The sequence below is a fragment of the Marinobacter flavimaris genome (assembly GCF_045057155.1).
Lineage (GTDB): Bacteria > Pseudomonadota > Gammaproteobacteria > Pseudomonadales > Oleiphilaceae > Marinobacter > Marinobacter manganoxydans.
The window spans coordinates 1,239,611-1,252,020 of the sequence record NZ_CP171359.1; the positions used below are offsets into that span (position 1 = coordinate 1,239,611).

The following is a 12,410-nucleotide window of genomic DNA, read 5'->3' on the forward strand; positions in this document are numbered from 1 at the left end:
GCCAAAATGGATTCGCTGGAAGAGTTGCGCCTGAAATTAAAGCAATTTGCTGAAGAACGAGATTGGCGGCAGTTCCACTCACCGAAAAACCTGACCATGGCCCTCTGTGGTGAGGCAGGTGAGTTGTCGGAGCAATTCCAGTGGCTTAGCGAAGACGACTCGAAAAACCTCAGTGAAAAACATTTGGCAGCAGTCAAAGACGAAATTGCTGACATCCAGCTGTATCTTGTTCTCCTGGCAGATTCTTTGGGCGTCGATATTGCTCAAGAATCCGCCCGGAAAATAGAGGCAAACGCTCTTAAATACCCTGTTGCCAAAGCTAAAGGTAGGTCGAATAAATATAACGAGTTGTAGGAGGTATTTGTGATCGTTTATTCGGCTTCCAAGGCGGAATTTGTTGAACACGTGAGGTTCAATCAGATCGAGAAGGTTATCGAGGAAGAGGTCTGGAGAAAGCTCAAACGAAAGACACCGAAATCTGAAATTGCCTCCTGGAAGAATTCGCTCCAGTGCATGTTCAACGCATTGTTGGATCAGGGGATACCACCGTCTGCCGGTGTTGCGATTGAATATACGATTCCACTAACCAATCGCCGAGTGGATTTTATCCTTACGGGCAAAGATGCAGCACGCAATGACACTGCAATAATCGTTGAACTGAAACAGTGGTCCGAAGCAGAGGTTACGGACAAAGACGCAATTGTCAGAACGTTCCTGAACGGGTCCATCCGCGAAGTAAACCATCCTTCCTACCAGGCTTGGTCATATTCAGCTCTGATTGAGGACTATAACGAAACGGTCAGGGAAGAACGCATCGGCCTTCAGCCCTGCGCCTATCTGCACAATATGGATAGTGGTCTTGCCATTAACGATTCTCGCTATTCTGAGCACACCGAAAGAGCGCCGGTTTACATTTCAAGCGATGCGAAAAAGTTGTCGGATTTTCTCAGGCGAAATATCCGGTATGGCGACAGCGACAACATCATGTATCGAATTGAACATGGTGTAATCAAACCGTCAAAAGGGCTTGCTGACGCCCTTGCCTCAATGCTTCGTGGGAATAGGGAATTCATTCTACTTGATGAGCAAAAACTCGTTTACGAGACCGCGCTGGAGCTAGCGGAAAAAGGGCGCGAAAATCCAAAACAGACGTTCATTGTGAAGGGTGGACCGGGTACGGGTAAATCGGTTGTTGCAATTAACCTTATCGTTGAAGCAACCAATAGGGAGATGCTGACCCAGTTTGTTAGCAAGAACGCCGCACCCCGGGAAGTTTTCAAGGCACGCCTGACAGGTACTATGCGCAAAACCCACATCGATAACCTGTTTCGCGGTTCTGGGGGCTATACAGACACCGAGAATAACTTCTTTGATTTGCTGGTCGTTGATGAGGCCCACAGGTTAAACGAAAAATCTGGCCTTTACGGGAACCTGGGGGAGAACCAGATAAAAGAGCTGATAACCAGCGCCCGAACCTCGATCTTCTTTATTGATGAAGATCAGCGCGTCACGCTCTCGGATATCGGCACAGTGGAAGAGATTCAGTATTTTGCGAAGCAATTGGGTTCAGAGATAACTGTCCTCGAATTGAGTTCCCAATTCCGCTGCAATGGTTCTGACGGTTATCTGGCGTGGGTTGATCATGTTCTTCAGGTCAGGGAAACCGCAAATACAACGCTGGATGGCATCGATTATGATTTTCGGGTTTTTGACGATCCGAATGAGCTGCGAAACGTTATTGAGCAGAGAAATCGCCGCGCTAACAAGGCACGACTGGTAGCCGGATATTGCTGGGACTGGAAGAGCAAGAAGGATCCAGGCAGTTTTGATATTGAACTCCCTGAGCATGATTTCAGGGCAAGATGGAATCTGGACAAGCACGGCGCCAAATGGCTCATCGCTCAGGATTCGATAAGTGAGATTGGCTGTATCCATACCTGCCAGGGGCTGGAACTCGATTACGTAGGCGTGATTATTGGAGATGATTTTGTAATCCGGGATGGCGTTGCGGTTACAAACGCTGGCGCCCGCTCAAAATCGGATCGGTCTGTTCGTGGATACAAAAAAAGGCTGAAAGAGGATCGGGAGAGCGCCCTGGCGGATGCTGACATGATCATCAAGAACACCTATCGCACCCTGATGACCCGGGGTATGAAAGGATGTTACGTCTACTCTGCAGATGCAGAAACCAGAGAGCATTTTCGTAGCTTTGCCGAAACCCAGATCACTGAACAGACGGATGAAGTTTCTGCCCAGCCAGTTCCGTATGAGGTGGTTGATTATGAATCAGCAACCCCTTATGACGGTTTTGTGCCTTTATATGACCTTCAGGCAGCAGCTGGCGAATTTAGTGAATTCCAGTTGCCCGCCGAAGAGGTTCAGTGGGTAAATCTTCCTGAACATTTTGCCACCAGGCCGGGTCAGTTTGTTGCGCAGGTTGTTGGCGAATCTATGAATAAGCGCATACCCAATGGCGCTTGGTGCCTCTTTAACGCGAACCCAGGAGGAACGCGAAATGGCAAGATAGTCTTGGTGCAACATCGGGCTATTGAAGACCCTGATAACGGCAGTTGCCTCACCGTTAAACTGTATCGCAGTGAAAAAACGATGTCTGGCGATGAACTCGTTAACGAAAAAGTTATCTTAATGCCCGTCACTAGCGCTCATGGTTATCGGGATATCGTTATTGAAGACGATGATCTTCACGACTTGAGAGTCGTTGGAGAGTTTGTCGCGGTTTTGGCCTGAAGCTAGTTAATAGAAAACAGTCCTGCTCATTGAAATAAAGTTCGGAAGTAGATCCGAGGAGTTTGTTGGCGACAACGTGCCCGCCTGGTAGCCTGGTCCAGATAGACCTCAGGCTAATTAGTCGCAAGGGAACCATTTGATGCAGGATACGCTGGCCTATTACAACAACAATGCCGATGCGTTTGTTGAATCAACATTTGAAATCAGCATGGAAGAGCTTTACCAGGAGTTCCTGCCGCTAATCCCCGAAGGTGGGTATATCCTCGATGCCGGCTGTGGCTCCGGTCGGGATGCGTTGTTTTTCGATAAGAATGGCTATCGTGTTTCCGCCTTTGATGGTTCAGAAGCCATCGCCTCCTTAGCTCGCGAAAAGACCGGCTTATCGGTTCAGCATCGCTATTTCTCGGATATTCATGAATCCAGTACGTATGACGGTATATGGGCTTGCGCAAGCCTTCTGCATTTGCCGCTTGTCGAAGTACCGGATGCTATCGGCCGGTTATGGCATGCTCTGAAACCCGATGGCGTTTTCTACATGAGCTTCAAAATCGGTACAGGAGAACGCATCCACAATGGCCGACACTTTACTGATGCTGACGAGTCGATCGCCGAGCGGTGGGTCCAGGATCTAACAGGATTGGAAGCCTGTCGGATGTGGCGAACTGATGATCGACGACCCGATAGAGATGACCAGTGGTTGAATATTCTTCTGAATAAGGCACCTGCATCGCCGGAAAAGTTAACAACCGGCGGCAAAGATCATCATTTTCTACCGAAATTGTGCCAAGCCATTAAAGCTGCTGATCGAATAGATATGGCCGTAGCGTTTGTTAAAACCACTGGCTTGAATCTATTGTTCCCTGATTTAGTAGGTGCCCTACAGCGAGAATCTGATCCGGCGCGAATTCGCATTCTCACGAGCGATTATCTGGATATCACCGATACGGAGGCGCTAAGAAAGCTTGTCCTGTTGCATGATCATGGAGCCCAGGTCCGTATTTACCAAAGCCAGGGAAGTAGCTTTCATTTAAAGGCTTATCTATTTGCTGGCTATGTTGAGAACCAGCAAATGTGGGGCAAGGCATTTATCGGCTCCAGCAATATCAGCCGACAAGCGCTTCAGGACGGGTTGGAATGGAACTATCAGGTGGATTTCCCGCCAGACTCTGGGTACCTCGAGGCTGCCAGCAGGTTCGATGAACTGTTTCAGCATCCCAATGTCGTGCCTCTCACTGACAACTGGATTGATGAGTACGAGCAACGGCGGAAGCCGCCAGAACAGTCAGTGGAGCCAGGTAGTGATGAGAAACAGGAAGTTCCAACACCGAATGAAGTGCAACAGGAAGCGCTTGAGGCTTTGGATCTTACCCGCTTAGAAGGCTATCGAAGGGGGTTGGTCGTTCTAGCAACAGGTTTGGGTAAAACCTGGCTATCTGCCTTTGATGCCGTTCAAGTGGGTGCGCGTCGGATTCTTTTTGTCGCCCACCGCGAAGAAATTCTTTATCAGGCGGCAGAAACCTATTTGCGGATCAAACCGAATAGCCGCGTTGGTTTTTATATGGGTAAGCAGCGCGATCGGACGGTGGATATCCTTTGTGCTTCGGTACAGACACTCGGTAAAGAAACCCATCTGGAACGATTCGACCCACGGCATTTCGATTACATCGTTGTCGATGAGTTCCACCATGCCGCCGCGCCTGTCTACCATCGGCTTCTGAGTTATTTCGCGCCCCAGTTCCTGCTGGGATTAACGGCGACGCCTGATCGCACGGACCGCTCCGATATCTTGTCGTTATGCGATGACAACCTGGTATTCGAGTATCCGCTGTTCGAGGGTGTTAAGGGACAATTCCTGGTGCCGTTCCACTACTACGGCATCTATGACGAGACTGTCGATTACACCGAGATCCCCTGGCGTAATGGAAAGTTCGATCCAAATCTGCTCGCGAATAAACTGGCTACGTACGGGCGCGCCAAACACGTCCACAGGGTATGGGGCGAGCAGAAGCAAAGCCGGACTTTGGCGTTTTGTGTTTCGCGGGTTCATGCCGATTTCATGGCAGACCAATTCTCTAAAAAGGGCGTAAGGTCTGCAGCCGTCCACGGTGGATCAGAGATGTCCCGTGGCGAGGCCTTGGAGAAGTTGGAGAACGGTCAGCTTGATGTGATTTTTTCCGTTGACCTGTTCAACGAGGGTGTCGATCTGCCCGCTATTGATACGGTGCTGCTCTTGCGCCCAACGGAATCCAAGATCCTTTTCCTCCAGCAGATCGGTCGAGGCCTACGGAAAAGCGCGGCCACTGGCAAAGACAAGCTTGTGATTCTGGATTTCGTTGGTAACCATCAGAGTTTCCTGCATAAACCTCAGGCGCTCATTGGTCAGGCGATGAATCACAGACAGTTAGCAGAGTTTGCTAGGAAGGCTGAGAAGAATCAGTTGGACCTGCCAGACGGATGCTTTATCAATTATGACCTGGAGGTGATCGACTTCCTTAAAGGCCTTGATCATCAGGGCGCTGAAAAAGATTATCAAGTATTAAAAGATACCTTGGGCCGTCGCCCAACACTTACCGAGTACTACCACTTCGGTGCGAGTATCGCTAAAACTCGCAAAATGCACGGAGGCTGGTTTGGATTGGTTCGGGACATGAACGATCTCACCGAGATTCAGTCAGAACTCTTGTCCCGCTACGAAAGCTTTTTGCTGGAAGTTGAAACAACAGCTATGAGCAAATCATTCAAAATGATTTTGCTAGACGCCTTCCAGCAGTTAGGTGGATGGCGTAGTCCACCAAAGCTTTCCAAACTGGCCCAGACATCCTGGGAAACATTGAAACGCCGTCCCAGGCTGTATCAAGAAATCGCAACTTCGGTAAAGGAGGTGGATGGTTCTTCGGCGCAATGGCAGCACTACTGGAAGAAGAACCCGGTCGATCATTGGACCAATAAGTCTCCAGCTATTTTCGAGATCGAGAACGAACAGTTTAAGCCTGTCATTGTTCTGGAAGGTGAACAGATACCGCCTTTCGAGGAGATGGTGCAGGAGTTAATTGATTATCGGCTGGCTTCCTATGAAGCGCGACAGTCATCCAAACAAGAGCAGCAATTTGGTGAAAATTTTGTCCCGATCACTCCTTCTGGAACGGAACTGCCTTACTTCCCATCCTTGAAGATCGCTTGTGGCCATTTCAGGAGCAGTAACGCCGAAGAACCGGAGTACAGGTCCATCGGGTTGGGGCACGGGCGAATAGAGCCGAATCGTCATTTTATCGCCCGAGCATCGGGTAACTCCATGAATGGCGGAAAGCAGCCGATTCAAGACGGTGATTATTTGTTGCTTGAGCAGATCAATCCCAATCAAGCTGGAGCGATCACAGGTAAAACTCTCGCAATTGAGCGGCTGGATGAGGCAGGTGACACACAATACCTTCTTCGTACAGTTCGTAAGTCTCCTGTCGGGGAATATCGGCTCGAAGCTGCTAACCCAGAGTATGAAGACATTATTGTCACTCCCGAACTGATTGAGCAGTTTCGAACGTTCGCACGCTTTTGCGAGATTATAGATCCATTGGAAATGGCTCTCGGACAGGAAATCCCGAGAGAGGAAATTCCGGAATTATTCGGAGCGACGTTTAATCCTGGAAATTGGCAAAGCGGTCACGTTTTTCTGAAAGATGCCAATGCGCACGTTTTGCTTGTGACTTTAAACAAACAGGGCAAAGGCGTTCAGCACCGCTATGTTGATCATTGGATTGATGAACACACATTCCACTGGCAGAGCCAAAACTCGGCTACGCCTGAGAGCAAGCGGGGACGGGAATTGATCAACCACAAAAAGCTCGGTCTCTCCGTGCACTTATTTGTCCGAGAAAATAAGCTGCGTAATGGTAAAGCTGCTCCTTTCACTTATTTCGGCCCGGTTGAGTATCAGAGCCATGAGGGGAGTAGGCCAATGAGCGTGACATTCAGGCTTAGTTCGTCAGACTAAAGCGCCATGACTGGAGATATTTCCTGTTAAGCACCTTGGCTGAATCCATGGGCATTAAGGCCAGATCAATCTTGCAATTCAATTTGCAGATCACAAAGCGAGATTTTTGTGGATTCAAACACCAATAAAATTGTCTTGTTTACGCTACGAGAGGCCCCTGATCATTGTGGCCGCTCGATCATCGATATCCTGAATTTGAGTGACGAAGCCCTCGTGAGGGTAGACCTCGGGATGGAAGGCAAGCATTAAAGGAAAGATCATGCTTAAACGGCAGGCAGCGTTCGTTATCTCCCTTTGCTCAGTGTTCCTATCGGCAACCACCATGGCGACAGAAGAAGCGGAATACACAGTCCTCCTGAAGGAGGAGAACTCGGAAGTACGTCTTTACGAGCCGCATATTGTTGCAGAGACAGTCGTCGATACGGAATTTGAAGACGCGGGCAGTGAAGCGTTTGGTCGTTTGTTTAAATACATTTCCGGCAATAACCAATCCCAGCAGAAAATCGCCATGACCGCGCCCGTTGGTCAGGTGGCTGAGGGCCAGGAAATCGACATGACAGCACCGGTAGGCCAGACGCAGGTCGACGGGAAATGGGCGGTCAGTTTTATGATGCCGGGATCCTTTACGATGCAGACCACTCCGAAACCCAGGGACGAGAGGATCACCATACGCCAAGTGCCCGAGCGGACGATGGCAGCCATCGAGTACTCCGGGTTTTGGAGCAAATCGAGCTATCAAAAGAACAAGTCGAAGTTGGAAGAATGGATCAACAAAAAGGGATTCATTATTCAGGGCAAGCCAGTCTGGGCGCGATATAACGCACCGTTCATGCCCTGGTTTTTGAGGCGAAACGAAATTTTGATCCCAATAAACAATTTGCAGTGATGGCGCGTATCAGTCTACTCACCCAGGCATCACGATCATCATAGGAAGTTTATTCATGCAAAACGCTCGCATCGCCATTGTTGGCGCCGGCCTGGCGGGTTTGTACGCCGCTTATTCACTTGAGAAGAAGGGCATCAAAGACTATGTCGTTCTTGAGGCCCGGGAGATTCTTGGTGGGCGGATTGCTTCTACGATCCACTCTGATGGTAAACCGGATGCGTCAGGCGTTGTGGGGTTCGATCTCGGGCCCTCCTGGTTCTGGCCCGCATTCCAGACCGATATGGCGCGACTGGTAGATGAACTCGAGTTGGAGACCTTCCAGCAATTTGAAACCGGCGACATGCTTCTGGAGCGTTCATCGAATCAGCCGCCTGAGCGAACACGTGGGTACGTCAATTCTCCGCCTTCTATGCGCATCGCCGGTGGCATGTATTCGTTGATTGATGCGTTATACCGGCGGATTGATTCAGCGCGAGTTCTGACGGGCCAGGCGGTTCGTCATCTGCGCATGTCAGAACCACATGTCGAGCTAGTGAGCGAAAATGCGAGAGGAGAAACCTTTAGCCACTTTGCAGAACACGTGCTGTTGGCCATGCCGCCCCGATTAGTTGAGTCTCAGCTTACGTTTTCGCCCGCCTTGCCGAATGAGCTTGCAAGACAGTGGCGAGAGACAGATACCTGGATGGCTCCGCACGCAAAATACATTGCCGTGTTCGATCGGCCTTTCTGGCGAGATCAAGGGTTGTCCGGGGAGGCTCGAAGTGCCGTTGGGCCAATGGTTGAGATCCATGATGCTTCTACTCCGGGAGGGCAGGCGGCATTGTTTGGTTTCCTGGGTGTGCCTGCTGACGTGCGCAGTCGTGTTTCTGAGGAAGAGCTTATTACTGCTTGCCGCACACAGTTCGTGCGACTGTTTGGTTCGCAAGCGGAGAATCCAGAATCAGAATTTATCAAGGACTGGGCTAAAGAGATTCACACCGCCACCGACAGGGATCAGAGATCCTCTGGCGATCACCCTATGCCTGCCTTGTCGCCGAGCTCAGGTGCATGGGCTGACCGATTAACCGGCATTGGCAGTGAGTGGTCACGTGAGTTTACGGGCTATCTCGCCGGCGCTATTGACGCAGTAAATCGCGGTTTAGAATACAAAAAACTCAAACCATCAGGATGATGCCATGCCCGAATCACCGCTTGCCCAATCCCTGAAGCTCCCATGCGGAGCAGTTCTGCCGAACCGACTAGCCAAGGCCGCCATGACCGAAGGGCTGGCAGACGATCAGCTCCACGCTACCCACCGCCATGAAACCCTGTATCGGCGCTGGTCCGAGGGCGGAGCGGGGCTGTTGATTACCGGCAATGTGATGATTGATCACCGTGTGCTGGAGCGGCCGGGTAACGTGGCGATTGATCCGGCGCCGGCCGAAGGCGAGCCGGAGGGTATGGCGCAGTTGCGTGCCTGGGCCGAAGCGGGCACCCGCAAGGGCAACCATTTGTGGATGCAGATTTCCCATGCCGGTCGGCAGTCGCCGCGTTACGTGACCACACGCCCAATGGGGCCTTCGGCGGTGCAGCTATCGCTGATGGGCAACTACGCTCGCCCACGGGCACTCACGGAGCCGGAGATTCTGGACTTTATCCAGCGTTTTGCCAATGTGGCCCGGATCGCCAAAGAGGCGGGGTTCACCGGTGTTCAGGTGCACGGGGCTCATGGGTATCTGTTGTCGTCTTTTCTGTCGCCGGTTACCAACCAGCGCACCGATTGCTGGGGTGGGTCGCTGGAAAATCGCGCCCGTTTCCTGATCGAGGTAGTGCGGGCGACGCGCGCTGCGGTGGGGCCGGAGTTTCCGGTGGCGGTAAAGCTGAATTCCGACGATTTCCGCAAAGGCGGCTTTACGCTCGACGAGTCTGTGAACGTGGTGCGCTGGCTCAATGAGGAGGGTATTGATCTGCTGGAGGTGTCTGGCGGCACCTACGAACAGCCGCGGCTGCTCGGGTACAGTGGTGATGCCGACACGGCGAGCGAGGGGCCGGCCATGCGGGAAAGCACTCGCAAGCGGGAGGCTTACTTCCTGGATTATGCCCAGACGATTCGAGAGGTGTGCGATTGCCCGCTGATGGTCACCGGTGGATTCCGTACGCGCACGTTGATGGAAGAGGCGATTGCCAGTAGCGAAACCGACGTGATTGGCCTTGGCCGGCCTCTCTGCACGGATCCCGATACGCCCAAAGATCTGCTTGATGGCCGCATCGATAAGACGGTTTGCTACGAAGATTACGTCAAACTTGCTCAACGAGGGTTTTTCTCACCAGCGAGTCCGCTGATGCCAATCAAAGTCATTAACGTGTTGGGCGGCCAGGCGTGGTACTACCAGCAGATTTTCCGGCTAGCGGATGGCGAAGAGGCTGATCCGGACCTGGGTATCCTCAAGGCCGTCGGGGCTTTTGTTAAGGATGAATTGAGCCGGTCCCGGCGGGTGAAGAAGGCCCGCCTTACCTAAAGATGATTCTCTGGATCGACCGGGGAATAAACCGGGTGATAAATTCGGCAGCGTAGGTCTGGGGTGTAACCAGGTATCGAGGCTTGGGTCGTGTCGCCTCTGCTGCCCTGACAATCTTTTTCGCGACGTCCGACGCACTGGCTGTAAAGGGCTTGATTCTGGCGCCTGGCGCGAGCGCTGCTTCCATTGCCTTGTACTTTTCCCGGTGCACGGCGCTGGCCTGGCCAAGCACGGGCTGCAACGCGGCCAGGGCATGCTCTCTGAACCGGGTCACCACGGGGCCCGGGAGCACCAGCGAGATACTTTCCAGGCTGTTGCTGCCCTGTTCATCAAACCAGAAACTCTCATGGGCCGTGTTCATCGCGGATTTGGCGGCACAGTAGGCGCCTTTCATTTTCTGGGGCGCGATGGAGAGAACGGAGCTAACCGCGATGACCCGCAAGGGTTTACCGTGCTGTTCGCAGAGCCCCAGGCAGACAGCAGCCAGCTTGATGGGGCCGAATACGTGGGTACTGAACTGCTTTTGCCACATGGGTTCGGAGAGATCGCGAAGCGCGCCGAATTGCCCGTAACCGGAGTTGTTGACCAGAATCACCCGCTCGGCTGCTGCAATTTCCGTGTCCAGAGCGCCCGCAAGCCCTTCGATCTGGTCAAAGGACTCTAGATCCAGCGCCAGCTCCAGATCGGCAGACTCGACACCAGCTGGCTGTCGGGACAGGGCGATCACCCTGTAGCCTTTCCGGGCAAAGAGGGCGCAGGCTTCACGGCCAATGCCGGCGCTGGCACCGGTTATCAGAGCGAGTTTGGTCATCGGATCAACCTCCAATCCTGCATCCGCAGCTGAAATTCACCAGCCTGTCGTCCGGAAACAAAAAGGCTGACCGAAGCCAGGTGCGAAAGATTCAGTGCTGCCTCATCGGTCAATGTTTTGCCGCGCCAGGTAGGGATGAAATCACTGAAGGGGAGTCGGATGCGGCTCCATTCTTCTGTACCTGGTGTGAATGCATGCTGGTACACAATGCTGCGCCGGTTGGTGCTGTTGCGAAGGCCGATCTTGTAGGTTTTTCCGTCGCCCCGAGCAAGAAGCTCGATACCGGTGTAGTCAGCTGCATCGAAAGGTTCCGGCAGGTCAGCTTTCACAGACGAAAATCCGCCGCCGTTGTCCAGTCGCACAGTGCCGTGAAAGACGCCAACGCCGCCCTCTGCAAGATCAACGGTGCCGTTAGACTGCCCGCCCATCACGCGGTCACCGAGGGGCTGCCAGGTTAACTGGCTTGCCTCTGAATGGAACGAGACAAGTATCGGGTTTTGCGTGGCGTTCCCGGAAATATCCCGGTTCTGCATAGAGTTACCTTCGATAGTTCAAAAACGTATTAAGTGTCGTTCGCCGCAATAGCTTACTGGCTATCCAGTACTTCCGCGGTCAGTGGATGGCGAGCTGGAAAACCATCATGCCCAGAAAGGCCAGTACAATCACAACACCAACTGAAGCCGGCTCCAGCTTTTTATTAGCATCCGGCAGAAGCTCGGCAAACACCATCCAGATCATAGCACCCGCAGCCAAACCAAGGCCGAAGGGAAGCATGGGTTTGAAGGTACTTACGAACAGGTAAGCGGGAATGGCCATCAATGGTTGCGGCAAGCTGCTGAAAATACTCCAGTCGGCGGCCTTGGTGACGGACATGCCTCTTGGCACCAGGATAAGTGCAATGGGTGTGCAGCTGTTTCTGTGTTCCGGGAATTATCGGTAACTACCGAGGAATCCTCGGTTATTGCCTGTTTTCCCAATAATCTGGCTCGCGATGAAGATTCATAACAGCAAGAATGAAAATGCTGTTCTTCTTTTCAACGTAAAGAACGCCATAGGGAAATCGTTTGACGAGTGAGCGACGAACAGGCTTTCGAATGAAGCTCCAGGCCTGGGGGAATTTGACAGCTCTGGCTACTGCTTGCTCGACTTGCTCGGCGAGATCTACTCCGAGGCCAGTTTGAATTGATTCGTAGTAATCGATTGCATCATTCAATTCCGCTTCCGCTGCGGGGTGAAAGGAATAATCCATTATTTCTGCAGCCTGCTCCGAATCTTTCTGAAAACCTCATCGCCGGGCACAGGATTCACCCTGCCGGAATCCAGGTCGTCCAGGCGGCACTTGGCAACTTCTACCCATTTTTCGTCAATACTGGCTTCGTTTGGGTTTAGGCTTTTCAATAATGACTCTATAACCAGCGCTCGTTCGTCGACGGGAAGAGCGCTAGCCTCGTCAATTAAATCCTGAAGGCGCATATTTTT

The 12,410-nt window shown here is 52.1% G+C and carries 11 protein-coding genes; 6 read left to right on the top strand and 5 right to left on the bottom strand.

Annotated elements, in window-relative coordinates:
* Positions 1 to 6: 6 nt before the first annotated feature.
* The 6 genes from ACGK9W_RS05750 (at position 7) to ACGK9W_RS05775 (ending at position 10,120) form a co-directional block, all read left to right on the top strand.
* The gene (locus ACGK9W_RS05750; protein ID WP_273045276.1) at positions 7 to 354 is read left to right on the top strand and encodes a nucleotide pyrophosphohydrolase; all 348 of its coding nucleotides are present in this window, start codon (positions 7 to 9) and stop codon (positions 352 to 354) included.
* 9 nt (positions 355 to 363) lie between these two features.
* A complete protein-coding gene (locus ACGK9W_RS05755; protein WP_349677125.1) occupies positions 364 to 2,748 on the top strand; it encodes a DNA/RNA helicase domain-containing protein in 2,385 nt (794 codons plus the stop codon).
* Between the two features lie 139 nt (positions 2,749 to 2,887).
* Positions 2,888 to 6,736 (top strand): DUF3427 domain-containing protein, encoded by a 3,849-nt coding sequence (locus tag ACGK9W_RS05760; protein WP_273045274.1) that lies wholly within the window; start codon positions 2,888 to 2,890, stop codon positions 6,734 to 6,736.
* Positions 6,737 to 6,995: 259 nt separating this feature from the next.
* On the top strand, positions 6,996 to 7,622 hold the full coding sequence (locus ACGK9W_RS05765) for an SOUL family heme-binding protein (RefSeq protein WP_405419626.1): 627 nt from the start codon (positions 6,996 to 6,998) through the stop codon (positions 7,620 to 7,622).
* Positions 7,623 to 7,677: 55 nt separating this feature from the next.
* A complete protein-coding gene (locus tag ACGK9W_RS05770) occupies positions 7,678 to 8,793 on the top strand; it encodes an FAD-dependent oxidoreductase (RefSeq protein WP_273082249.1) in 1,116 nt (371 codons plus the stop codon).
* Positions 8,794 to 8,797: 4 nt separating this feature from the next.
* Positions 8,798 to 10,120: an NADH:flavin oxidoreductase/NADH oxidase family protein gene (locus tag ACGK9W_RS05775; RefSeq protein ID WP_405419629.1), complete on the top strand. Its 1,323-nt coding sequence runs from the start codon at positions 8,798 to 8,800 to the stop codon at positions 10,118 to 10,120.
* Here ACGK9W_RS05775 and ACGK9W_RS05780 read toward each other — a convergent pair.
* From ACGK9W_RS05780 to ACGK9W_RS05800, 5 genes are all read right to left on the bottom strand, one after another.
* Positions 10,113 to 10,931 (bottom strand): SDR family oxidoreductase, encoded by an 819-nt coding sequence (locus ACGK9W_RS05780; protein ID WP_008171225.1) that lies wholly within the window; start codon positions 10,929 to 10,931, stop codon positions 10,113 to 10,115. The two genes, ACGK9W_RS05775 and ACGK9W_RS05780, sit on opposite strands and share 8 nt — an antisense overlap.
* Entirely contained in the window at positions 10,928 to 11,464 is a 537-nt protein-coding gene (locus ACGK9W_RS05785; protein WP_008171223.1) for a CIA30 family protein, read from the bottom strand. The genes ACGK9W_RS05780 and ACGK9W_RS05785 overlap by 4 nt, the downstream gene beginning before the upstream one ends.
* A gap of 79 nt (positions 11,465 to 11,543) precedes the next feature.
* Positions 11,544 to 11,804: a hypothetical protein gene (locus ACGK9W_RS05790; protein WP_008171221.1), complete on the bottom strand. Its 261-nt coding sequence runs from the start codon at positions 11,802 to 11,804 to the stop codon at positions 11,544 to 11,546.
* Between the two features lie 85 nt (positions 11,805 to 11,889).
* Complete coding sequence (locus tag ACGK9W_RS05795) at positions 11,890 to 12,180, bottom strand: type II toxin-antitoxin system RelE/ParE family toxin (protein ID WP_008171220.1); 291 nt, start codon at positions 12,178 to 12,180, stop codon at positions 11,890 to 11,892.
* Positions 12,180 to 12,404 carry an addiction module protein gene (locus tag ACGK9W_RS05800; protein WP_008171217.1) on the bottom strand — a complete coding sequence of 75 codons (225 nt, stop codon included), beginning with the start codon at positions 12,402 to 12,404 and terminating at the stop codon, positions 12,180 to 12,182. Before ACGK9W_RS05800 ends, ACGK9W_RS05795 begins: the two co-directional genes overlap by 1 nt.
* Between the last annotated feature and the right edge of the window lie 6 nt (positions 12,405 to 12,410).

What these genes read in the sequence shown, in the direction of transcription:
- ACGK9W_RS05765 (WP_405419626.1), top strand. Translation starts at nt 6,996, where the DNA reads ATGCTTAAACGGCAGGCAGCGTTCGTTATCTCCCTTTGCTCAGTGTTC.
- ACGK9W_RS05775 (WP_405419629.1), top strand. Translation starts at nt 8,798, where the DNA reads ATGCCCGAATCACCGCTTGCCCAATCCCTGAAGCTCCCATGCGGAGCA.
- ACGK9W_RS05780 (WP_008171225.1), bottom strand. Translation starts at nt 10,931, where the DNA reads ATGACCAAACTCGCTCTGATAACCGGTGCCAGCGCCGGCATTGGCCGT.
- ACGK9W_RS05750 (WP_273045276.1), top strand. Translation starts at nt 7, where the DNA reads ATGGATTCGCTGGAAGAGTTGCGCCTGAAATTAAAGCAATTTGCTGAA.
- ACGK9W_RS05760 (WP_273045274.1), top strand. Translation starts at nt 2,888, where the DNA reads ATGCAGGATACGCTGGCCTATTACAACAACAATGCCGATGCGTTTGTT.
- ACGK9W_RS05770 (WP_273082249.1), top strand. Translation starts at nt 7,678, where the DNA reads ATGCAAAACGCTCGCATCGCCATTGTTGGCGCCGGCCTGGCGGGTTTG.
- ACGK9W_RS05790 (WP_008171221.1), bottom strand. Translation starts at nt 11,804, where the DNA reads ATGTCCGTCACCAAGGCCGCCGACTGGAGTATTTTCAGCAGCTTGCCG.
- ACGK9W_RS05785 (WP_008171223.1), bottom strand. Translation starts at nt 11,464, where the DNA reads ATGCAGAACCGGGATATTTCCGGGAACGCCACGCAAAACCCGATACTT.
- ACGK9W_RS05795 (WP_008171220.1), bottom strand. Translation starts at nt 12,180, where the DNA reads ATGGATTATTCCTTTCACCCCGCAGCGGAAGCGGAATTGAATGATGCA.
- ACGK9W_RS05800 (WP_008171217.1), bottom strand. Translation starts at nt 12,404, where the DNA reads ATGCGCCTTCAGGATTTAATTGACGAGGCTAGCGCTCTTCCCGTCGAC.